The sequence below is a fragment of the Salinicola sp. V024 genome, assembly GCF_052645315.1.
In genome coordinates this window covers 117,210-141,248 of the sequence record NZ_JBQXYB010000009.1, presented here as the reverse complement: position 1 = coordinate 141,248, position 24,039 = coordinate 117,210, and the positions used below count along the sequence as shown (strand labels likewise).

The following is a 24,039-nucleotide window of genomic DNA, read 5'->3' as shown; positions in this document are numbered from 1 at the left end:
GCCACACGCAGGCCGCTCTCGGCGCCTCGCGTGCTATGCTCCGGAGCCGTGATCCCATGGCTCCGGATGTCTGCATGACCCCGCGCGATCCTCTTCCGCCGCTATCCTGCCTGCGCGCTTTCGAAGCGGCTGCCCGTCATGGCAGTTTCACGCAGGCCGGCAGCGAACTGCACCTGACCCAGAGCGCCGTGAGCCGCCAGATCAAGCGTCTCGAGATCGATCTCGGCCGACCACTCTTCGAGCTTCATCCTGACGGGCTACGCCTTACACCGGCCGGTGAGCACTACTTTCTGATTGTTCAGCGTCTGCTACGAGAGTTGCGCGACGAAACCGCAAACTTGCGCCGTCGAGGCAACGACCGCCAGTTGACCCTGGCCTCCAGCCCGACCATTGCCTCGATCTGGCTGGCACGACAACTGCCCGACTTTCAGCATGCCCATCCCGATATCGAGATTCGTATCCTGACCGTCGAGGACCCGCACCGCCTGGATCTGACGGAGTTCGATCTCGGTATTTACTATCATGTGAAAAACGAAGTAGACCCGCCCGGCGTGTCCGCCGATGCCATCTTTCCACAGGAGAGCGTCGCCGCCGTCTGTAGTCCGGTTTATCTGGAGCGCCATGGACAGGTCCTCGATCCGGCAGAACTGCTGACCCGGCACACCTTGATGGTGGTCGAGGACCATTATCACGACTGGTTGACCTGGGAGCTCTGGTTCCGGGAGCTAGATCTGACATGGCACCCGCCTACGCACACACTGCGAGCCAATAGCTTCCAGTTACTGATGAACGCGACCCTGGCAGGTCAAGGCGTTACCTTGGGCTGGATGCGGCTGCTGGCTGCCGAACTCGACCAAGGAACATTGGTTCAAGCACTGCCGCAGACGCTACCCAGTCGCGGCCATCTTTCGCTCTTCACGCCCGAACACCGACACCTCACCGAACCGATGCGCGCGTTCCGACAGTGGGTGCTAGGCTGAGTGCTGCAGTCAGTCAACGATGAAAAGCTTGGCACCGATTTCCGTCGAGGAACGATGCGCTTCTGCTTGATCGGCAACCTGATAGCTCTGGCCCGGGGCAAGACGAAAAATTCGACCATCTTCCAGCTCGGTGACCAGCTCACCCTCGAGACACAGCAGAATATGGCCCTTCGAGCACCAGTGGTCAGCAAGGTAGCCTGGCGTGTATTCGACGATGCGAACACGCAACGCGCCGAAATGCCGAGTTCGCCACAACGCTTTCCCGGCTTCACCGGGATGTTCGGTCGGAACGATCGTCGACCAGTCGGTCGTCCCGAAGGGGATGTCAGTGAGCTGCATGAATTCTGTCTCGTGAAAGCGGGGAAACTCCACGATGCCATAGGGAGGCCAAGGCGTCTCGCGAATAGCCTCGTCACGCGAAATGACTGACAAATCTCGAGCTATTTATGTCTTCACGACCTGCAGGAGCATGGACAATCATTGAGGGGAACCTACATGACCATCACCATTAGGAAGTGGATGCGACATCACACCGTCAAACAGCTGGCTCGGCTGTTGCTGGAGCCTTGCGATCCGGCCAAGGGGCAGGTGCCCTCTGCGACCGTCACCAGTGATCTGCAGTCGCTTCCTTTACAGGAACGCCACCGCATCGATCTGCTAGTCGCCCGCACCAAGCGCATCCGGGGTCTGCGCGCGCATCGCCGGCTACCTTTTTTCCTGCGCCCTGTCATCGCCGTGCGCTGGGGCTGTTTCAACACGCTCGGTCCAGAGCTCGCGCCGCTGGCCTGGCTGACGCGCGCCTACGTGCGAAACGTACCCGCTGCCATTTCATCCAGAACGTCGCGCGCGATATTTTCTCGATAAAAGCAACACGAAGCACTTCGGGATCAGCCGAAACGTCAAAACCGGCAGTTCAAAGCTGCCGGTTTCTTGTTACCACTACACAACTGGGGTGGATCAGAATCTATCTTCGATACCCGTCTCGTGTGATCGGGTCTGTTGGCCCGGACGCTCATACGGTTGCCACGGTGCCTTATCGCTACTGCAAAGTTGGAGTGCAATGAACAGACCAAAAGCGGAAAAGGCGATGATGATATAACCCAAACTGAGCAGACTCATTGCGTACCCCACATATCGACATCGTTATCCTCACTGAGTCGCGACGTCATCAAATTCAACGTGTGGAGATCCTTTCCACTTACTTAACGGTACAACTCTACTACAACCTTACAGAACCAATGCTTACCCTTTAGTGGTTAAGACTAACGGCCAAGCTGGCTTGGAATTTTAAAACCTGTGATTCAAGCCGATATTTCTCTGAACCAGCGACAACGAGCTGGTAAACATTGGCTGCAGCCGAGGCTTAGAAGTCGTCATGGCTGGCTCTGTGCATTACAGCCTCAAGCGTCCGATCATTCCGAACGATCAGTGAAGTGGCCCTGATCGCCGACGCCCCTACTGCGGATCCGGTGCTCCCGGTGCCGTCACCGGCTCCCTCGGCCCTGTACCGCCGGCAGTCATTGGCGTCTGCTCCATCACCACGCTCATTCTCGGCACGGCGAGGTCGATGCCCTGCTCGTCGAAACGCTGCTTCAGGCGCAGGTTGAACGCGCGGGCCACGTCCCACTGCATGATCGGCGCGGTACGCATGCGAACTCGCAGAATGGCGGCACCGGCGTCGAAACTCTCGATACCCTGAACCTCCAGCGCCGACCAGATGTGATGACGCATCATCGGATCGTTGCGCAGATCCTCGGCAATCCCGCGCACGATCTCGATCGCCTCGTCGATCTTCATGTGATGGGCAATACGGATCCGCATCAATGCGATACCGAACTCTCTCGAGTAATTCTGAATGCCCTGGATCTGACTGAAGGGGATGATATGCACGATGCCATCCAGGTCGCGCAACTTGACGGTGCGAATGCTCAACGCCTCGACCGTGCCCATGTGCGTTCCCAGATTGACGAAATCATCGATCGCCAGTGAATCCTCGATCAGGATGAACAGCCCGGTGATGAGATCCTGAACCAGGGTCTGGGCGCCGAAACCGACCGCCAGACCGATGACGCCGGCACCTGCCAGTAGCGGTGTGACGTTAACGCCCAGATTGGCCAGCGCGATGATCACCGCGATCACCGCGATGGTCACGAACACGGTATTACGCAGCAGCGGTGTGATGGTCTGGGCACGCGCGCTGGCATTGACCCGACGGCCATGGCGGCGGCTGCTTCGCAGCAAGGCATGCTTGATCGCGGTGTCGGCCAGAATCCAGATCAGCCAGGCGAGCAGGAAGGTCACCCCCAGCCCGAGCACCCCCTTGGCAATCTGCTGACTGATTCCCGCCGAGCTGCCCACTGCCCACAGCGACGAGCCCCAGACTCGCATTGCAAGCTCGGCGAAGACCAGCCAGCTCAGCAGATGCGCCAGCGTAAAGCCGAAACGCGCCAGGCGCGCCATGTACTCGGACGGGGGCTTATCGCGCACATTCTCGCTACGCCGGTGAATCAGCCCGGTGACCACCAGGGTCGCGATCATGGCACCCGCAGTAATCACCGCCCGGAAGAAGGCACTCCGCGAATCCTCCGCCGACATGATCATGGCGATCAGCGAAACCGCGACCATGATCAGAATCGGAATATGCCAGATTCGACTGAAGACCCGAATCAGCTCCGTGGTCGCGCGACGCTCCTGACGCTGTGAATAGGGCCGGTTGCGAATCAGATGGCGCATGGGCCGGCGGAACACCAGAACGAAGACGCCCAGCAATACGGCAGCGCAGGCATTGGCGAGTAGCGATAGAAATGCCGTCAGCCCCTCACCCAGCGGCCCTACCAGGGCCTCGGCATTGGCTGCGTCGCCCAGTGCGACCAGCGCGCCGAGGGCGAATAGCCAGCGAGCGCCGCGACGACGCAGAATGCGCAGTGCGGTATGGCGGTGGCCACTACCGAACAGCGAGAAGACGATTTCACAGATGGATGAGAAGACCGCGCCGCAGAGCGTGGCATAGGCCGCTACCATGGCCAGCGTGCTACCGACCGAACCGGTGGCAAGCTGATGAACGGTCGTCAACGCCACGCCAAAACCGATGGCTAGCGGCACCACGCGCCGGATGATATGGCGAACCAGCATCCAGGTCGTGGGTTCCGGAGGCAGATGCCACATCAGCCCCAATAGCCCCACGCCCCAACGCCACAGCATGGCGAGAACCACGATGACGCCGACCCACAGCGCAGTGACCCACAGCAGATCGAGGAAGATCGTCGTCAACCGTTCGCGATCGCTCAACCCCGAGATATCGCTTCCGGCCTGTTCCGCTTTCGCCGACCAGTAACGGATCGGGTTGTCGAGACCGTCCGTCTCCAACGATGAAAACGACTGCGCCAGCGCACCGAGCAGTCCATCCGAGCTCTCCTTCCCTGCATCGACCGCCGTGGCGTCACGCAGCTGCCTGAGATGGTCGAGCAGCGCCTGGCGCTGATCGCTGTCGTCGAGCGTGGCGATGATTTGATCGAGCGAAGCGCGCAGCTCTTGCGGCGACGGGGTCGGGGCCGAACTCGTTCCGCTGCCTTGACCGCCACCGCTCACCATTGATGACAAGGACTGCGCCGATGCCGGAAGACTGACCATGAACGTCGAAGTCACCAATATCAGGGTCAGTACCCACATCCATCCCCACCGTCGCAATTCGCTCACGTTGACTCCTGTCTGCGCTCCTATCGAGTCTTCGATAGCTTGTCGCCGACATCATGCTATCCAAGACCGCCGGCGACAACGCCAAGCTGGTTTTGAGACTGAAGTCGAGGGGTTCACACTAGCGGAACTCAATGCCGGTAGACGACGGTCTACTGTGGCAGTATGAAACGTCATTCAGTACGGTTTCGTCACCGACAACCACTCCTTACCCAGGGAAACCGGCATGCTCGACAGTCCTCAGACGAGGTCCGAAAACGCTGACTTTCGGGACGAAGCAGCAATCACTCCTTACGATCGCTACGGCGAATTGTTCGAGGCCGTCGCGCTCGCGCATATTTTCCATGATTCCAAGACCTTTGCCGATTCCATACCTCGGCAGCCTCCTGCGCAGATCATGGCAGCGTATGAACAGCAGCGCGGCCAGCTGGGGTTCGACCTCGGCGCCTTCGTGGCCGATCATTTCTACAGCGACGTACTCCCCGGCAAGGGTTACGAATCCCGACCCGAGCACGATCTGATCACCCACATCGACAACCTGTGGCCGGTGCTCACGCGCAATTCGCGTCGCCATCCACGCTGGTCCTCGCTGCTGGCGCTGCATCATGACTATGTCGTCCCCGGCGGGCGCTTTCGCGAGTACTACTACTGGGATTCCTATTTCATCATGCTGGGTCTGGCGGCCAGCGGTGAAAATCATCTGATGTGCGCGGTCACCGACAATTGCGCCGCTCTGATCCAACGCTACGGCCATATGCCCAACGGCAATCGCAGCTACTACCTGAGCCGTTCGCAACCGCCGCTGTTCTCGATGATGGTCGAGTTGACCGAACGCCAGGGGCTGCGCGACGCCATCGACTACCTGCCCCAGCTGGAGCAGGAGTATGCCTTCTGGATGGACGGCGAGGAGACGCTGGCTCCCGGCGAGAGCTACCGCCGCTGCGTGCGTCTCAGCGAGGAGCACTGGCTGAATCGCCATTGGGACGATCGTGCCACGCCTCGGGAAGAGTCGTTTCGTGAGGATCTGGAGATAGCCGCCAGTTCCCGCCGCCCCGCGGAGGCGCTGTTTCGGGATCTCCGCGCCGGCGCGGAAAGCGGCTGGGATTTCAGCGGTCGCTGGCTGGACGATGTGCAGGACCTGAGCTCGATTCGTGCCACCCACTTCGTCACGCCGGAACTCAACGCAATGCTCTTCCACCTCGAGCAGACCCTGAGCCGGCTGCACGCGGCCGTGGGTGACGACGCCAAGGCCGGCGACTATCGTCGCCGCGCCCTCCGCCGGCAGGCGGCGATGGACGCCTATCTATGGTGCGATTCGCGTGGCGCCTACTACGACTACGATTTTACGCGCGGCCATTTCAGCATCCATCTGACCGCGGCCTGCATCGTGCCGCTGTTCGTCGGCGTGGCGTCCCGGTCGCAGGCGGAGAGGGTTGCCAATATCGTCGCCACCCGACTCCTGGCACCGGGTGGCCTCGTCACCACCGAAATCACCGACAGCAACGAGCAGTGGGACCATCCCAACGGCTGGGCGCCACTACAGTGGATGGCGATCGAGGGCCTGCGAACCTACGGTTTCACCGAGCTTGCGGACGATATCGCCGACCGCTGGCTGGCGCTGGTCGAGGATCTCTACGGCCGCGAGCGCAAGCTGGTGGAAAAATACGTCCTTTACCCTGGAGCGGACTTCGCTATCGGCGGCGAATATCCGCTGCAGGATGGCTTCGGCTGGACCAATGGCGTGACCCGGGCGTTACTCGCTCAGCGCGCTGGGCACCAGTAACACCACGCCCAACGGGGGCAACGTCAGCGACACGCTGGCCGTCTGACCGTGCAACGGCGTGTCGAGGGCTTCGACCCGCCCCACGTTGCCCAGGTTAGATCCACCGTAGCGCTCGGCATCGCTGTTGAATATCTCCTCCCAAGCGCCCATCACCGGTACGCCGAGCCGATAGTCGTAGCGTGGCAGCGGGGTCATATTGGCGACCACCAGCAGCGGCTCGCCGACCCGATTCCAGCGCAGCCAAGCAAATACGCTATTGGTGCTGTCGTCGCCGACCACCCAGGAAAAGCCTTCAGACTCGGTGTCGCGCTGATGCAGCGGCGTCTTTTGCTGATAAAGCCGGTTGAGGTCGCCGACCAGGCTCTGGATGCCGGCATGATGCGCTTCGCCGAGCAGCGACCAGTCCAGCTCGCGATCGTGGCTCCACTCGCGCCACTGGCCGAACTCGCAGCCCATGAACAGAAGCTTCTTGCCGGGCTGGGTCCACATGATCGAGAGATAGGCGCGCAGATTGGCGTACTGCTGCCACTCGTCGCCCGGCATCTTGCCAATCAGCGACCCCTTACCGTGCACCACCTCGTCGTGGGAGATCGGCAACACGTACTTCTCGGAGAACGCGTAGACCATCGGAAAGGTCAGCTCGTGATGGGCGTACGAGCGATAGACCGGATCCTTGGCAACGTACTCCAAGGTGTCGTGCATCCAGCCCATGTTCCACTTGTAGGCAAAGCCCAGACCGCCCTCCGAGGTCGGCTGAGTGACGCCCGGCCAGGCAGTGGACTCCTCGGCAATCACCGAAGCACCCGGCACCTCCTCGGCGACCACGTCGTTGAGGTGGCGCAAGAACTCGATCGCCTCGAGATTCTCCTGTCCGCCGTAGCGGTTGGGAATCCACTCCCCTTCCTTGCGCGAGTAGTTGCGGTAAAGCATCGACGCCACCGCATCGACGCGCAGCGCATCGATGTGGAAATGGCGCAGCCAGTGCAGTGCCGAAGCCAGCATGAACCCATGCACCTCGCGCCGGCCCAGATTGTAGATGTAGGTGTCCCAGTCCTGGTGGAAGCCCTCAAACGGGTGCTCGTATTCGTAGAGCGCGGTGCCGTCGAAGCGCGCCAGACCGTGCGCATCGGTAGGGAAATGCGCCGGTACCCAGTCGAGGATCACCCCCAGCCCCGACTGATGACAGGCGTCCACGAAGTAGGCAAAGTCCTCGGGCTTGCCAAAACGCCCGCTGGGGGCAAACTGACTCAGTGGCTGATAGCCCCAGGAACCGCCGAACGGGTGTTCCATGATCGGCAGCAGCTCGACGTGGGTAAAGCCCATCTCGAGCACGTAGGGAATCAGATGCTCGGCCAGATCGCGCCAGCTGTAGGTGACGCCGTCATGCCCGCCGTGCTTGCGCCAGGAGGCCGCGTGGACTTCATAGGCGGAGATCGGCCGGTCGGGCGCCTGGCGTTTGCCGCGCTGGGCGATCCACTCGGCGTCATGCCAGGTGAACGGCGTGGTGTCGGCAACCACCGATGACGTGTGCGGTGGCGTCTCGGTGGCCAGCGCTACCGGGTCGGCCTTGAGCGCGATGGCGCCATTCGCGTCGAGAATCTCGTACTTGTACGCTTCGCCAGGCCCCAGCCGAGGCAGGAACAGCTCCCAGACCCCGGCGGGGTGGCGCAGGCGCATCACATGCCGACGACCGTCCCAGGCGTTGAAATGACCCACCACCGAGACGCGCCGGGCATTCGGCGCCCAAACGGCGAAGCGCACCCCGGACACGCCGTCGATCTCCATCGGCTGGGCGCCCAGACAGTGGCCCAGATTGCGGTGATTGCCCTCGCCGAGCAGATACAGATCCATCTCGCCGAGCAGCAGATCAAAGGAATAGGGATCCTCAATCTGCTGCTCGCCGCCCGACCAGCGGATACGCAAAGTGTAAGGGGCGACATGCGGCAGGCGACCCGCGAAAAGCCCCGGAACCTGGATGCCGGTCAGGCTGCAACGCGGCTCACCGGTATCCCGGTCGAGCACGTCCACGCCCAGTGCACCGGGCAGATAGACGCGCAGCAGACGGGCTTCCGCACTCTCTCCGCCGCAGGCATGCACGCCGAGTAGGGAAAACGGGTTGCCGTGTCTACCCCGAACCAGCGCTTCGGCATCGTCGGGGGACAACCAGAGGGCATCGTCATTGACGGTAGTGACGTTCAGATCGGTCATATGCCCCTCTCATGTGCAGTTGATGTCATGGATAGCTGGTCGACGACGGCTGCCAGGCCGCGCAGCGGTACGCCCAGCCAGGCGGGTCGGTTGGCGGCTTCGTAGGCAATCTCGTAGACCGTCTTCTCCAGCACGAACAGGTCCAGCGCGGCACCGGCATCTTCCGCCGCAGTCCAGCGATGGGCGATATCGGCACTGCTCTGCCAATAGGCGTCGAGGAAGGCGCGGCGGCTGGCCAGCAGATAACGTTCGCCGACCCCCTGGGCCACCTCGATCGCGTTGTCTTCACCGGGCTTGCCGACAGCGGCTTCGTCGAGCTTGGCGCCGGCATAGTCGAAAGACCGCAGCATGCCGGCAACATCGCGCAGCGGGCTGTCCTTGGCACGCCGCTCGGCCAGCGAGCGGGCGGGCTCGCCCTCGAAATCGATGAGGTAGGCATCGCCGTGGGCGACCAGTACCTGGCCGAGATGCAGATCGCCATGGACGCGAGTCAGCAGACTGCCCCGGGCCCGCTGCGCCAGCGGCTCGACGGCGCCCAGTAAAGTCGTGCGCTGGGCCAGCACCCGCTCGATCCGTTCCTGATCGGCCTCGTCGGCATCGACTCGGTGGCGCTCCAGCAGCTCGAGCGCCGTCTCGAGCTGCTCCCGGACGCGCTGCGACCAGGCGGCCACGTGCGTGTGGTCGGCCAGCTCCGGCGCGAAGTCGGCATCATCACTTGGCGACGCCAGCGCCTGGTGCAATTCGCCCAGGCGCTGCCCCAAGGTGGTGGCGAACGCCTCGAGCTCGTCTAGCGCGCTGTAGCCACTCTCCTCGGCAGCCGACACGCTCTCTTCGCCCGCCTCGCGAATCGCCCGCTCCAGCGCGCTGCGCGTCCACGACCAGGCATCGCCCTGATTGGCGATGAAGCCCTGCACCAGCATCAGGGTCTGGGAGTCGCCATCGGCATTGCGGCGCGCCACCTCGCCATAAAGCGGCGGCACGTTGGCAAACCCCTGCTCGCTCAGGTAGCGGCTGATCTCGGCCTCGGGATGCAGGCCCGGCTCCAGACGGCGGAACAGCTTGAGCACCACCTGGTGGCCAATGATCACCGAGCTGTTGGACTGCTCAGCATTGCTGTAGGCGACGTCGACGTCCTCCGGCAATTCCAGTTCGCTCAATGCCGGTGTTGGCATAAAGCGAATCTCGCCGTCAGCGCACGGCAGGTTCGCCCCGCTACGCAGCAGATCGAGGATGCGCAGGGTAAAGGCGTCCAGTGCCAGCGCGTCGGTCAATAGCCCGACATCGCGGCCGTGTCTTACCCGCGCTAAGGCCAGCTGCTGGGCCATGGCGCCGCTGCGGTCGTCCTCGCCCAGAAAGCCCAGCGGCAACAGGTAGCGATCGGTGCCTTGGGAGTGCTGAACTTCGAGTTCGCTCAACAGCATGGCATGCCGGGTGTCCTCGATACGCACGGCATACAAAAGCTCTACCCGGTCGAGGCGTGCCTGCTTGGCGGCGAACCAGCGGCGCTTGGGCAGGTACTTGGGCAGCGCCTCGTTCTCCAGCATGCCACGCGACGGGGCGTCGAGAATCTCCTCGAGCTCACGCTTGATGATCAGGGTGACGTAGTCCGGCATCGCTTCGGGGGCCGGCACGTGCCAGGCAGGCATCGCGGTTTCAGGCGCCAGCAGGAACCAATAGAAGCCGTAGGGTGGCAACGTCAGCAGATAAGGCAGCTTGCCGATCGGTGGGAAGGCGCTGCCGCCGACCATCTCCACCGGCACCTGACCGACGAACGCCGACAGGTCGAGCTCCACCGCCTGGGCATTGCGTGCCACGTTGGCCACGCACAGCAGCACTTCGCTATCGCCGTTGTCCAGCACCAGTTCGCGCAGATAGGCCAGGATATGGCGGTTGCTGGGATACAGCGGCCGCATGGTGCCGCGACTGAACACGCGATGCTGGCCGCGCACCTCGAGCAGCCGGCGCATGCTATTGAGCAGCGAATGCGGGTCGCGAGTCTGGGCCTCGACATTGACCGACTGAAAGCCGTAGAGCGGGTCCATGATCGCCGGCAGCACCAGCTTGGCCGGATCGACCCGCGAGAAGCCGCCGTTGCGATCCATCGACCACTGCATCGGTGTGCGGACGCCGTCACGGTCGCCCAGGTAGATGTTGTCGCCCATGCCGATCTCGTCACCGTAATAGAGCACCGGCGTGCCCGGCATCGACAGCAGCAGGCTGTTGAGCAGCTCGATGCGACGCCGGTCGCGCTCTAGCAGCGGTGCCAGACGGCGGCGAATACCCATGTTGATGCGAGCACGGCGATCGACGGCGTAGTGATTCCAGAGATAGTCGCGCTCCTTGTCGGTGACCATCTCCAGGGTCAGCTCGTCGTGGTTGCGCAGGAAAATCGCCCACTGGCAGTTGGGCGGAATTTCCGGGGTCTGACGCAGAATGTCGGTGATCGGAAAGCGGTCTTCCTGAGCCAGCGCCATGTACATCCGCGGCATCAGCGGAAAGTGGAACGCCATGTGGCACTCGTCGCCTTCGCCGTTCTCGTTGCCGCCGAAATAGGGCCGTGTGTCCTCAGGCCACTGGTTGGCCTCGGCCAGCAGCATGCGGCCGGGATAGCGCTCATCGAGCGCCGCTCGGATCTTCTTGAGGACCACGTGGGTCTCATCGAGATTCTCGTTGTTGGTGCCCTCGCGCTCGACCAGATAGGGAATCGCATCCAGGCGCAGCCCGTCGACGCCCATGTCCAGCCAGTACGCCATCACCTCGAGCACTTCCTCGAGCACCTGCGGATTGTCGAAGTTCAGATCCGGCTGGTGCGAATAGAAACGGTGCCAGAAGTAGGCATTGGCCACCGGATCCCAGGTCCAGTTGGACGACTCGGTATCGAGAAAGATGATTCGTGTACCGGGGTATTTCTGATCGGTGTCCGACCACACGTAGAAGTCGCGCTCCGGCGAACCCGGCGGCGCCCGGCGGGCGCGCTGAAACCATTCGTGCTGATCCGAGGTGTGGTTGATGACAAGCTCGGTGATCACTCGCAGGCCACGCTGGTGCGCCTCCTGGATAAAGCGCTGGGCGTCCTCGAGGGTGCCGTAGTCGGGACTGACCCCGGTGTACTCGGCGATATCGTAGCCGTCGTCGCGCCGCGGCGAAGGATAGAACGGCAGGATCCAGATCGTGTTGACCCCGAGGCTCACGATGTAATCGAGCTTCTCGATCAGGCCCTGGAAATCGCCGATCCCGTCATCGTTGGCATCGAAGAACGACTTGACGTGTACCTGGTAAATGACCGCGTCCTTGTACCACAACGGATCGTCGAGAAAATCGATGGTCTCGACGGCGTGCGACTCGCTGCTGGCATCCATCATGTTGCCTTCCTCCTTGGCTGATCAGCGCACCGGGTGGATGCGCCAGATGGCGAACGGCAAATGCCACGGTTCCAGTCGGATCGACTGCCACTTGCCTTGCCATGTCCAGCGGTGACCGGACATCAAATCTTCCACGTGCAGTGCCGCCTCGTCGGGAAGTTCGTACTCCCACAGCGGCAGCTCGAAGGCCCCCTCCTGGGCCTCGAACGGATCCAGATTGATCATTACCAGTATGAAGTTGCCCCGGTCATCGGTGCGCTTGCCAAAATACAGCAGGCGTTCGTTGTGAACGGCATAGAAGGCCACTCCCAGGTGGGTTTGCAGCGCCGGGTTCTCGCGGCGGATGCGATTGAGCTGGGTGATCTCGTAGCTGATGTTGCCGGATGCGGTATAGTCGCGCGGCTTGATCTGGTACTTCTCCGAGTCGAGATACTCCTCCTTGCCCGGCACCGGCTCGCCCTCGCACAGCTCGAAGCCGGAATACATTCCCCACAGCCCCGAGCCCATGGTCGCCAGCGCGGCGCGGATCAGGAATCCGGGCCGGCCGGAAGACTGCAGGAAGTAAGGGTTGATATCCGGCGTGTTGACGAAGAAGTTGGGCCGGTAGCATTCGCGCATCGGCGATTCGTTGAGCTCGCTCAGATATTCGGTCAGCTCGGCCTTGGTATTGCGCCAGGTGAAGTAGGTATAGCTCATGTTGAAGCCGATCTTGCCCAGACGGGTCATGACCGCCGGCCGGGTAAACGCTTCGGCGAAGAACAGCACGTCCGGGTCGCGGTCGCGGATATCGGCGATCAGCCATTCCCAGAACGGAAACGGCTTGGTATGCGGATTGTCGACGCGAAAGATCTTCACGCCCTCGTCGACCCAGCCCTGCACCACGTCGCGCAGCTCAAGCCACAGCGAGGGCACCGCATCCTCGGCGTAGAAGTCGACGTTGACGATATCCTGATACTTCTTGGGCGGGTTCTCGGCATAACGGATCGAGCCGTCCGGGCGCCACGAGAACCAGCCCGGATGCGCCTCGAGCCAGGGATGATCCGGCGAACATTGGATGGCGAAGTCCAGGGCGATCTCCAGCCCGTGTTCGGCCGCCGCGCTGACCAGGTTACGAAAGTCCTCGCGAGTACCTAGCTCGGGATGGATCGCCTCGTGGCCGCCCTCCGGGCTGCCGATGGCGTACGGGCTACCGGGATCGTCCGGGCCGGGCGTCAGCGTATTGTTGCGACCCTTGCGGTGGGCCTGGCCTATCGGATGAATCGGCGGGAAGTAGAGCACGTCGAAACCCATGTCGCGGATCAACGGCAACCGCCGGTGGACGTCATCGAAGGTGCCGTGACGCGCAGGATCGTCGGTCTCCGAGCGCGGGAACAGTTCGTACCAGCTGGCAAACTGGGCCGCCTTGCGTTCCACCTCTAGCGGGTAGATCGCGTCGCTGCACGATAGATGAGGTCGCGCGTCGGCGGTCTGCATCCACTGGGCGGTCGAGGCCTCGAGCATGACGCCGACCCGCTCACCATCACTGCCACACGCCTGGAAGCGCTGGTGAATCTCGGCCAGCGCCTCGCGCAGCTCGTCTCCCGAGCGCTCGGCGGCAGCCACTACCAGCCGCCGGCCCTCCTCGAGTTCGAGCGACACCGGCACGCCGGCCTGGTGCTTCTTGAACAGCTCGTCGCGGTAGGTGCCGAACACATCCCACCACGCCTCGATGATGAAGGTGTGCCGGCCAACCCGGGTCGGGGTGAAGCTCCCTTCCCAGATGTCCTTGCCCAGCGGTCGTACCAGGCGCATCGGTTCGCGATGCCGTTGCCCCTGATCGTCCTGCCAGCTCACGGCGGCGGCCAGCACATCGTGACCGTCGGCGAAGATTATCGCAGAGACCTCGACCGGCGCGCCGACAGTCGTCTTGGCGGCGAAGCGGCCGAGTTCGAGCGAGGGGTGAACGGACTCGATGGCAATGCGTGGCGCGTGCGCCGCCGCCAAGGCGGCATCATCTCGCCGAGAGGGTGTAGCCGCCACTTCAGCCGCCGGCTGAGGGGATGAACTCGTAGTCACTGGCGTCTCCTTCCGTCCATGAGGTGGAGTTGCAGTCTGTCCAGCGGCCATGCCACGCGAACCTTCGCGCGGCATGGCCGATTACGGCGCAGCAGAATCCTGAATGCGTTCCCGCATCGCCAGCGAGCGTTCCATCAGGCGATGGCCATCGGTGAGGCCATATCGGCAGACGCCAGGCTCGCGCTATGGTTCGCACTACGCATGGGGAGCTCCGCCCTGCCTCTCGACAAGCTCGAAAAGCGCCAGACTGTGCGCTTCGACGCCGTACTCGCTTTGCATGTCGACACGAACATCCTGGGCGGCCGGATCGAAGGTATCGACACGGCGAACCCACTGATTGCCGCCGGGGACCGTCGGCAACACGAACAGGACGTGCGCCTCGCTCGCATTGATGGCAAGCAGCACCGTGACGTCCTTGCCGGGCGCGCGGATACCCGTGGGCTGGGCGTGACCGTCGAGAACGACACCGATCGCCTTGACGCCGCCTTCATGCCAGTCGCCGTCTTCCATTTCAGTCGTGTCAGGCTTGAGCCAGGTCACATCCTTGATGCCCAGTTCCTCGATCAGGTCGCCGGTCATGAAGCGACCACGCTCGAGAATCGGATACTGGCGCCGCAGTCGAATCAGGCGCTGGGTGAAAGCCAACAGCTCGCGGCCCTCGTCGGACAGATCCCAGTCGACCCAGCCGATCTCGCTGTCCTGGCAGTAGGCATTGTTGTTGCCGCCCTGTGTGCGACCGAACTCGTCCCCCGCCAGCAGCATCGGCGTGCCCTGGGAGAGCATTAACGTGGCCAGCAGGTTGCGCATCTGGCGCATGCGCAATTCCTGGATCTCGGCGTCGTCGGTCTCGCCCTCGACACCGTGATTCCAGGAAATGTTGTCATCGCTGCCGTCCTGGTTGTCCTCGCCGTTGGCCTCGTTGTGCTTGTCGTTGTAGCTGACCAGATCGCGCAGCGTGAAGCCGTCGTGAGCGGTGATGAAATTGATCGACGAGAACGCCTTGCGCCCCCGGTGATTGAAGAGATCGGCGGAGGCGGTCAGGCGATTGGCAAATGCCGGCAGCTTGCCCTCGTCGCCACGCCAGAAGGCGCGCATGTCGTCGCGGAAGCGGTCGTTCCACTCCGCCCAGCCAGGGGGGAACTTGCCGACCTGATAGCCGCCGGGGCCACAGTCCCAGGGCTCGGCGATCAGCTTGCACTGCGACAGCAGCGGATCCTGCCGGCAGGAGTCGAGGAAGCCACCACCCTCGTCGAAGCCGTCGGTTTCGCGGCCCAGAATCGTAGCCAGATCGAAACGGAAACCGTCGACACGCATCTCGGAGGCCCAGTAACGCAGGGAATCCGTGACCATTTGCAGGACACGGGGATGCGACAGATTCAGAGTATTGCCGGTGCCGGTATCGTTGATGTAGAAACGTGGTTCTTTGGGCATCAGGCGATAGTAGGAAGCGTTGTCGATACCCTTCAGCGACAACGTCGGCCCCATCTCGTTGCCTTCCGCGGTGTGGTTGTAGACCACGTCCAGCAGTACTTCGATGCCGGCGGCATGGAAGCGCGCGACCATCTGCTTGAACTCGCTGATCGTCTCGGTCGCCATGTAGCGCGGATGAGGCACGAAAAAGGCCAGGGTGTTGTAACCCCAGTAGTTGTGCAGCCCCTTTTCCTGCAGATGGCGGTCGTCGGCAAAAGCATGAATCGGCATCAGCTCCAGCGACGAAATGCCGAGCTGCTTGAGGTAATCGATGATCTCGGGGGCCGCGAGCCCGGAGAACGTGCCGCGCAGATCCTCCGGGATGGACGGATGACGCATGGTGAAGCCGCGCACGTGCGTCTCGTAGATGACGGTGTCGCTCCACGGCACCATGATTTCGGCCGATCGGCCCCAGGTGAACGCCGGATCAATGACCCGACAGCGCGGCATGAAAGGAGCGCTGTCGCGTTCGTCGAAGCTGAGATCGCCATCCTCGTGGCCGATGGTGTAGCCGTATAACGCATCGTCCCACTTGAGTTCGCCGACCAGTTGCTTGGCGTAGGGGTCGATCAGCAGCTTGTTGGGGTTGAAACGATGCCCCGCTTCCGGATCGTACGGCCCATGCACGCGATAGCCGTAGAGTTGCCCCGGCCGTGCATCGGGCAGGTAGCCGTGCCACACCTCGTCGGTGTACTCCGGCAGCGCGATACGCTCGATCTCCTGCTCGCCGCTCTCGTCGAACAGGCAGAGCTCGACCATGGTGGCAGTGGCGGAAAACAGCGCGAAGTTGACGCCTAGCCCGTCCCAGGTCGCCCCCAGCGGGTAGGGCAATCCTTCACTGATGCGCGATGGCTGTATCACGCCACCCTGAACGGTCATTTCACTATCCGTGTCGATTTCGTGCCGCTCGGTCATGTCTCGCTCCGTCGAAAACCAGGCAATGCCCGGGTTCCTCAACGCTGGTTGAACGACGATTCACTTTCGTGAGCGTCGCCTTACTCGCTCTTGTTACCGGTACCGCGCGGCTTGCGGGGACGCGTTGCAGGTTTCTTGCTCTCCGCTTCCGGGCTCTTCTTGGTGGCGCGCTTGCGCGGTGCCGGCTTGTCGCCACTCTCACCACTTTCGCTACTCTCGCCACTTTCGCTACTGTCGCCACTTCCGCTACTGTTCGCCGTCTTGCGTCGGGAAGAAGACTTGGCCTTCTCCGGCTTGGCATGCACCTCGACGCCGGTATCCTCTTCCTTGCGCGCTTCCGTCTCCGGGTCATCCAGCGGCAGACGCTGCTCGTCGATACCCAGTTCGTCGGGCTCGGCCGGGGGATCCTCGCCTTCCAGCGGCGAAGGCTCGTCCGACGCTTCGAGCCATTCGTGTTCCTCCTCCCGCGCGTTCTCGGCTTCGACGATACGCTCGGCCATCTCCCAGTGCCGCGCTTCCTGCCCCTCCTGACGACCTTCCGATTCCCAGATGCGATAGGCCAGCATCCGTACCCGTTGTTCGCGACTCGTCATCGTGACGTCCTCCGTTCTCTTTTCGTCGTAGGGCGAGGCGATCCCTGCCTCACCGGATCCGTTGATTCGACATCGTTATGATCGATGCCTTGCCATGACACGCTTGACGCCGACTCTCGATGTCGACTTTGACTGCCGACCTTTGCTCTCGGCTCGTACTGCCGACCCTGACTGGGCAGACACCATGTTCATCATGTCCATAGCCACGCGCCGCAGGGGAAATCCGACAAATGTTCGTGAAGCGCCAGAGCGCCGGCGGCATGCACGGGTAACGGCGTCAACCAGGGTTCACCGGCCCCGTTCAGCTCCAAGGCGTCCAGAGGTAATGCGGTATCCGCCCATTGCAGCTGCGTGCCGTCCGGCGTTTTCAGCAGCGCCATCGGCAGCCGCGGGACCACGACCACCAACGTCATGCCCGCTGTCCGGCGAGCGAAAGCGAGCACGTGATCGGCGTAGGCACCGACAGCCGGTAGCGCCACGTATTCCCCCTCGCTGAAAAGCGCCGGATACTGACGCCGCAATGCCAGCAGACGCTGGACGACAGCCTGCTTGACGGCGCCATCACGCCAGTGCCGCCACGACGATACGGGCATCTCGGCGGCGTCCAGCGCCTCGCGCCGCGCCGCCATGTCGACCAGGCGACGATTGTCGGGATCGACGAGCGACTGATCCCAGAATTCCGTGCCCTGATAGAGATCGGGCACGCCCGGCGAACAGAGCCTCAACACCGCCTGCGCCAGACCGTTGATCGCACCCGGCAGATCCAGCAATGCCGCCGTCTCGGCCAATTCGCGAGTCAGCTTGTCGCCGGTCAGGGCGCGACGAATGGCATCCTCGCCGGCCTGCTCGTAGCTTTCGTCGGGCGCCAGCCAATGGCTCTGCAGTTTGGCTTCCCGCATTGCTTTCTGCTGCCAGGCGACGAGACGATCGGCGAAGGCGCTCAGCGCCTGGCGGCGGCGGGAGACGAATTCGGACTCCAGGTCCGGCCCGGGTTCCAGCTCGGGGCCGGACTCTAGCGCCAGCGGCCAGGCCGCCAGCAGCAGCTGGAGCATCATCAGGCGATCCCCGCCGCTGGGGATTTCGTCGCTATCGTACAGACGTCGATCATGCGTCCAGGCGTGCATTTTCGGCACTATTATTTGGGTCAATTCGCTGAGTGCCGCCAGCCGTGCCCGAACATCCTCGCCACGCTTGTGGTCGTGGGTCGCGGTGGTCAACATGCCGCGTGGGAATCGCTGCAGGCGCTCCTGATTCGCCGCATGCAGACGGTGAGGCGTGTAGGCGAAGTGATCTCCCTCGCAGCCAACGTCGTTGCGGGACAGCAGCACCGCCGAGCGATAACCGGCGGTATCTTCCACCGCTTTGGCCGCCAGCGGCGAAGTCAGCTGTTGAAAGCGCGTCATCGCCGTCAGGCGCAAATCCCGTTCGGGCTGTTCGAAAGCGGCCGGGGCACTCCCACCGAGCCAGTCATCGAGCCGTTCGAGCCAGCCGGCATCGGCCGAGGACAGCCGAGAACGCGCCGCGCACAGGGCCTGGTCGAACGCTTCGGCGTCGAGCTCGGGTCGCCCTTCGACGTCGGCATAGCTGCGATAGACCGGGTAGCCAACCGCCAGCGCACCGACGACCCGCCGAATCGCCGGCAGCGTGAACTCCCGTGTGCCGGGGTTGGCGTTGGCCAGCGCGCCGATCGCTCTGACGCAGCGCTCGAATTCGGCCGTCAGCGGGCCAGCAAGCATCTCGCGGCGTGCCGCCTCGACTTCGCCGGCGAAATCGCCGGAACGGCCGCTGATATCTCGCCACAGTCGGGTCAACGGTTCACGCCCGGCCGGGTCATGCTGAACGCCCGAGACCAGGTCGAGAAACTCGTAGCCCGTGGTGCCGTCGACGCCCCAGTCGGTGTGCAGATGCTCGCCATCGCCGAGAATCTTCTCGACATAGATGGGTAGATGGATCGGTGGATGCAGGTTTTCCCCGGCGCTGTCGCCACGCCGTTCGGCAATCGCCTCGAGCCGCGCCCGCAGACGCAGCGCATAACCTTTGGGATCGGCGAGCCCGTCGATGTGATCGATGCGTAGCCCCTCGATCCACCCCCGCTCGACCAGCGACAGCAGATAGGCGTGGGAGAGATCGAACACGCTCTCATCCTCGACGCTCACCCCTGCCAGCTCGGTAATATCGAAGAACCGCCGCCAGTTGAGCGCGTCGTTGGCGGTACGCCAGTGGGCGAGTCGATACGCCTGGCGCTCCAGCAACGCATGCAACCGCCCGCGCCCCTCGACGGTCGCGGCATCGTGCCGGGCGAGAATCGCGGCGATGGCCGGGTCGTCGTCGCTCGATTCTTGGCGATCACGCGCCGTAGGAGCGTCGTCGGGCAGGGCCGCCAGCAGCTCGGCGGTATGCGCCGGGTCCAGCGGAAAGCGGTGCTCGTGATAGCCAATGAAGAAGGCGCCGAGCGCTGCGTCCCAAGCCAGCGTCAGTTCGCCGTCATTCAGCACCTGGAGATAACGATCTCCCAGGAATGGCAACAGCAGCTTGCCGTCGGAACCGGGCTGCTCCCAGTCGATATCGAAACAGCGGGCGTAGTCGCTGTCGCGGCCGTGAGCCAACACATCCTGCCACCAGGGGTTCTCGGCCCCCACGGCCAGATGATTGGGCACGATATCGGCCAGGATGCCCATATCGGCCGCCTGCAACGCCTCGACCAGCCGCGTCAGCCCCGCTTCGCCACCCAGCTCGGGGTCCACCCGAGTCGGATCGACGCCGTCGTAGCCGTGCGTCGATCCCGTTCGCGAGGCGAGAAACGGCGACAGATAAAAATGGCTGACGCCCAGGGCCGCGTAGTAGTCGACCTGCCGACGAGCATCGTCGAAGGTGAATCCGGCATGGAGCTGCAACCGGATGGTGGCGCGGATAGACCTCATGTTCGACGCTCCCGACGCACGCGATCGATGCGTGCCAGACGTTGTTGTACCGCGGAATCGTTAAGCGCCTGCGGCGCGGGCGCCGGCAAGCGCCGTCGCCAGTTGGGGTGCTCGTCGAAAGTGCCAGGAAGATTGGCCTGCTCCTTCAGCCCCAGCAAATCTTCCAGCGGAAACAGCGCCAGCGGCGTCGGGGTCGTGGCCACATGCACCAGTACCGCGTCGATGACATCGTCGACGTTCACGCCCTCGTTTGAACCGCCATTCGCGTCGCCACTCGAATCGTCATTCGAATCGTTAATGACGTCGCCCGAATCGCTATGGGCTTTTTCCGAGCCGTCCGCAGTGGCGATCTCGTCGAGGCCGCACACGCTGGCCAGCCGATGCCGATCCTGGCGGCGCTGCTCACTCAATTCGGCAAGCGTCTCTTGCGGTGCCAGTAGCCCCAGCCGATCGCGCCAGCGCAGATCATTCTCCATCCACCACCCTGCCACCGTGGGCAGATCGTGAGTGCTGGTGGTAGCCATGGTGGTCTCGCGCCAGGCGTCGGCGGGCAGAAACGCTTCGCCATCGCGTTCGAACCACATCACGCTCATGCCGAGCACGCCGCGTGCCGCCAGTTTCTCGCGCAGCCCCTCTTCGACGGTTCCCAGATCCTCGCCGATGACGATGGCGCGGTGGCGCCAGGATTCCAGCGACACCAGGCGCAGCAGATCATCCAGCGGATAGCGCAGATAGGCCCCCTGTTGCGCCGACGCCCCTTCCGGCACCAGCCACAGCCGTGACAGCCCCAGGACATGATCGATACGCAAGCCGCCGGCGTGGGCCAGACTGGCCCTCAGCATGGCCAGAAAACCGCGATAGCCGCTATCGACCAGCCCCTCCGGCGAGAACGCCGCCACGCCCCAGCTCTGACCCTGGGCGTTGAAGGCATCCGGCGGTGAACCGACGCTCAACCCCGGGAACAGCTCGGACGGATCGCTCCAGGCCTGACTGCCGGCCGGATCGACACCCACGGCAAGATCGGCGATCAGCCCCATTGCCATGCCGGCCCGACGCGCCTCGGTCTGGACCCGGTCGAGCCCGGCGGCGACCAGCCACTGCAGAAACACGCCAAAGGTGATCGCCTCACGGTGCTGCCCGGCAAAGGCTTCGACCGTATCGCTGCCGGGGTCCTGCCACGCCTGGGGCCACTGGCGCCAGTCGGCGACGTCGGCATGCGCCTGCAGCACTTCGAAACGACAGTGGCGCTCCAGGCCCTCACCGCCATCGCGACGAAAGGCGACCAGCTGCGAGCGCCAGGCCAGCGCACCTTCGTCCTGCTGAACATGCACGAACAGCCGTTCCAGCATCGACAGCTTGAGCCGCGCGCTGGCGGGCCAGTCGATCAACTCAAGCGTTGCCTGCGTCGCCATGGCCTCGCTGAACGGCGCCCGCGCCTGGCTCAACGTTTGCTCGTCGAACAGGCACTCCGGCGCCGCGTGCCAGACGTTGTAGAACAGTCGGCTGGAGGGCGAATAGGGGCTGAAACGTTCGGGATGCGCGGCAAACAGCGCATGCATGGGGCTGATGGCGACGGCATCGGCGCCCGCTCGCGCGATACTCGTACACAGCTCGGCGAGCGCCTGCAGATCGCCGATACCACCATCGCCGTCACGCCGAAGCGCGTAGAGCTGTACCGCGACGCCCCAGTAGCTTGGCCGGGCCTCGCCCTGCTCGCGGGCAGTATCGTCGAGGGTGAAGCAGCGCGGCGGCGCCACCGCCAGCACCCGGGTTACGCTCTCGTCACCGCGCTCGGTAAGGAAACTCACCCGGTGATACCCCGTTTCCTCGATCGCGGGTAGACAGCCGCTGGCGTCGAGATGCCCATCCAGCGTCTCCCCGCTTTCCAGTCGCAGGGCGAAAGCGCAGCCACTGCCGTCGACCACCGGCACGCGCCAGGGAGCGCCCTGATCGGCAATCAGCAGCGGCGGCAGTTGTTCGAATGCCGCCGGCCGGTGGCGTGCCCGCCATCGCGCCAGACTGGCGGCAATCTCGTCATCGTCGCCGGCCGGCCAGCCGAGATGAGTGAGCATCTCACGCTGACGCGCTGGCGACAGCGACTGCGGCTGGCCGTCGCTGCCGGTCCAGTCGATCAACAAGCCGACCGCTTCGGCCAGTTGCTGCAGCGAGCCGCCGGGCGGGGCTGATGATTGAGGGCGATCATTGCGATGGTTCGTCATGCGCGCGACGCTCCCGCCGAGCCATCCGATGGCCGCAGCCAGACGACGCAGGCCAGGGCCGGCAGCTGGCCGCTCGCCACGGCATCGGTCACGTCCTCTCGCGAGCAGACCAGCGGCGCGCCCTGCGGCTCCACAGCAACCGCTTGCGAAGAGAGGTTGATGACGATAGTCAGCATCTGCCCGTCGCCCAGCTGCCAGCGGGATTCCACTGCCTTGTCGGCGACGACCCGGGCACCGATCGCGCGGGCACCCTCGAGTCCGGGAATGATGTGCCGATGTCGCAGTGCCAGCCAGCGACGAAAGCGTTCGCGGACGCGACGGTGTTCGGGCGCGGCGGCCTCGGCGTCGTCGAGGCAGGACGCCTCGAACGTGGCCACGGCATTGGGGTCGGGAATGCGCTGTCGCTGTCCCGGATCCTGGAACGCGGGGAAATCGGCGAACTCTTGGCGACGCCCTTCCCGCACCGCGTCCGCCAGCGCGTCGTGGTGATCGGTGAAGAACAGAAACGGCCGCGTCGAGCCCCACTCATCGCCCATGAACAGCAACGGAATGGCGGGCGACAGCAGCAACAGCAGGGTTGCCGCATCGAGCGCCTCGGGTTCGGTCAGTAGCGGCAGACGCTCGCCCAGTGCCCGGTTGCCGATCTGGTCATGGTTCTGAAGGAAATTGACGAATGCGGTGGGCGGCAGATGACCGCTGGGTTCACCACGCGCTTCCCCCTTGCGAGAGGGTTGCCCCTGGTAGACGAACCCCTCGCCCAGCGCCGTCGTGAGCTTCTGCGTCGCGTCGTCGACGAAGTCGGCGTAGTAGCCTTCGCGCTCACCGGTCAGCAGCACATGCATGGTGTTATGCCAGTCGTCCGCCCACTGCGCATCGTAGAGCCCCGGCGCCAGCAGGCTGGCCTGATTGTGCTCGTTTTCCAGAATCAGATGGCAGTGCCGGTCGGGGCCTACGCGCTCACGCAGGGTTTGGCCCAGCTCGACCAGGAAATCTCGCTCGCTGATGGCATGAACGGCGTCGAAACGCAGCCCGTCGAAACGATATTCGAGCAGCCACATCAGCGCGTTGTCGATAAAGAAACGCCGTACCTGAGGCCGCCGGAAATCGATGGCGCCGCCCCATGGCGTCTGCAGATCGTCACGGAAGAAAGGCTTGGCGTAATGGGTCAGGAAATTGCCATCTGGGCCGAAGTGGTTATAGACCACGTCGAGAAAAATCATAAGACCGTGGCCGTGGACCTCGTCGATCAGGGCCTTGAGCTCGTCAGGCGACGCGTAGTAGGCGGCAACGGCGTAAGGCTGGACGCCGTCGTAACCCCAGTTGCGCTCGCCTGGACACTCGGCGAGGGGCATCAGTTCGATCGCGGTAATCCCCAGCTCCACCAGCGCCGGCAGACGTCGACGCAAACCCTCGATGCCGCCGCAGGCCCCCAGATGCACTTCGTAGATCACCGTCTGTTGCCACGGCCGGCCGGCCCATTCGGGATGCCGCCAGGTGTAGCGGTCGGGATCGACCACGCAGGTCGACCCATCGACGCCGTCGCGCAAGGCTTTCGATGCCGGATCGGGAACTGCCATGCCGTCGTCGTCACCCTCGACGAAAACCCGGTATCGATAGGCCGTCGACAGCGAACATTCGAGCTCGAGCTCGAAATCGCCGTCTCCCATGGGCGTCATCGGCTGAGGTCCCAGACCTTCGCACTCCACGTCGACTCGCTGCGCACTCGGCGCCCACAGCCGAAAACGAACACGCCCATCGGCAACAGGCGCCGCGCCGTAAAAGGGTGTCCACGACGCCCTTCTCGGCTCGCCGGGTTGCCCGGTGATTCCTGTTGACTCAC

General features: G+C 63.5%; 13 protein-coding genes. 3 read left to right on the top strand and 10 right to left on the bottom strand.

Annotation, left to right across the window (positions count from 1 at the left end):
* Positions 1–74: 74 nt before the first annotated feature.
* The gene (locus tag ACUN9V_RS14155) at positions 75–980 is read left to right on the top strand and encodes a LysR substrate-binding domain-containing protein (protein ID WP_445511855.1); all 906 of its coding nucleotides are present in this window, start codon (positions 75–77) and stop codon (positions 978–980) included.
* Positions 981–989: 9 nt separating this feature from the next.
* On the opposite strand, the gene ACUN9V_RS14150 is transcribed toward ACUN9V_RS14155, so the two are convergent.
* Positions 990–1,319, bottom strand: a complete 330-nt coding sequence (locus tag ACUN9V_RS14150) for a DHCW motif cupin fold protein (RefSeq protein WP_075563057.1) — start codon at positions 1,317–1,319, stop codon at positions 990–992.
* A 156-nt stretch (positions 1,320–1,475) separates the two neighbouring features.
* Between ACUN9V_RS14150 and ACUN9V_RS14145 the strand changes: the two genes are divergently transcribed.
* Positions 1,476–1,844 carry a hypothetical protein gene (locus ACUN9V_RS14145; protein ID WP_139313658.1) on the top strand — a complete coding sequence of 123 codons (369 nt, stop codon included), beginning with the start codon at positions 1,476–1,478 and terminating at the stop codon, positions 1,842–1,844.
* A 591-nt stretch (positions 1,845–2,435) separates the two neighbouring features.
* Here the strand turns inward: ACUN9V_RS14145 and ACUN9V_RS14140 are convergent.
* The gene (locus ACUN9V_RS14140; protein ID WP_445511854.1) at positions 2,436–4,676 is read right to left on the bottom strand and encodes a mechanosensitive ion channel domain-containing protein; all 2,241 of its coding nucleotides are present in this window, start codon (positions 4,674–4,676) and stop codon (positions 2,436–2,438) included.
* 223 nt (positions 4,677–4,899) lie between these two features.
* Here ACUN9V_RS14140 and treF point away from each other — a divergent pair, with 223 nt between their 5' ends.
* Positions 4,900–6,456: an alpha,alpha-trehalase TreF gene (gene treF, locus ACUN9V_RS14135; protein ID WP_445511853.1), complete on the top strand. Its 1,557-nt coding sequence runs from the start codon at positions 4,900–4,902 to the stop codon at positions 6,454–6,456.
* Here treF and glgB read toward each other — a convergent pair.
* The 8 genes from glgB to treZ form a co-directional block, all read right to left on the bottom strand.
* Positions 6,427–8,664 (bottom strand): 1,4-alpha-glucan branching protein GlgB, encoded by a 2,238-nt coding sequence (gene glgB, locus ACUN9V_RS14130; protein WP_445511852.1) that lies wholly within the window; start codon positions 8,662–8,664, stop codon positions 6,427–6,429. The two genes, treF and glgB, sit on opposite strands and share 30 nt — an antisense overlap.
* Positions 8,661–12,026, bottom strand: a complete 3,366-nt coding sequence (gene treS, locus ACUN9V_RS14125; protein WP_445511851.1) for a maltose alpha-D-glucosyltransferase — start codon at positions 12,024–12,026, stop codon at positions 8,661–8,663. Before treS ends, glgB begins: the two co-directional genes overlap by 4 nt.
* A 21-nt stretch (positions 12,027–12,047) precedes the next feature.
* On the bottom strand, positions 12,048–14,081 hold the full coding sequence (locus ACUN9V_RS14120) for an alpha-1,4-glucan--maltose-1-phosphate maltosyltransferase (RefSeq protein ID WP_445511850.1): 2,034 nt from the start codon (positions 14,079–14,081) through the stop codon (positions 12,048–12,050).
* Positions 14,082–14,276: 195 nt separating this feature from the next.
* A complete protein-coding gene (gene glgX, locus ACUN9V_RS14115) occupies positions 14,277–16,466 on the bottom strand; it encodes a glycogen debranching protein GlgX (protein WP_445511849.1) in 2,190 nt (729 codons plus the stop codon).
* 80 nt (positions 16,467–16,546) lie between these two features.
* Positions 16,547–17,059: a DUF2934 domain-containing protein gene (locus ACUN9V_RS14110; protein ID WP_445511848.1), complete on the bottom strand. Its 513-nt coding sequence runs from the start codon at positions 17,057–17,059 to the stop codon at positions 16,547–16,549.
* A 191-nt stretch (positions 17,060–17,250) separates the two neighbouring features.
* Positions 17,251–19,980: a malto-oligosyltrehalose synthase gene (treY, locus tag ACUN9V_RS14105; protein ID WP_445511847.1), complete on the bottom strand. Its 2,730-nt coding sequence runs from the start codon at positions 19,978–19,980 to the stop codon at positions 17,251–17,253.
* Positions 19,977–22,199: a 4-alpha-glucanotransferase gene (malQ, locus tag ACUN9V_RS14100; protein ID WP_445511846.1), complete on the bottom strand. Its 2,223-nt coding sequence runs from the start codon at positions 22,197–22,199 to the stop codon at positions 19,977–19,979. The genes treY and malQ overlap by 4 nt, the downstream gene beginning before the upstream one ends.
* On the bottom strand, positions 22,196–24,025 hold the full coding sequence (gene treZ / locus ACUN9V_RS14095) for a malto-oligosyltrehalose trehalohydrolase (RefSeq protein ID WP_445511874.1): 1,830 nt from the start codon (positions 24,023–24,025) through the stop codon (positions 22,196–22,198). The genes malQ and treZ overlap by 4 nt, the downstream gene beginning before the upstream one ends.
* Positions 24,026–24,039: the final 14 nt, after the last annotated feature.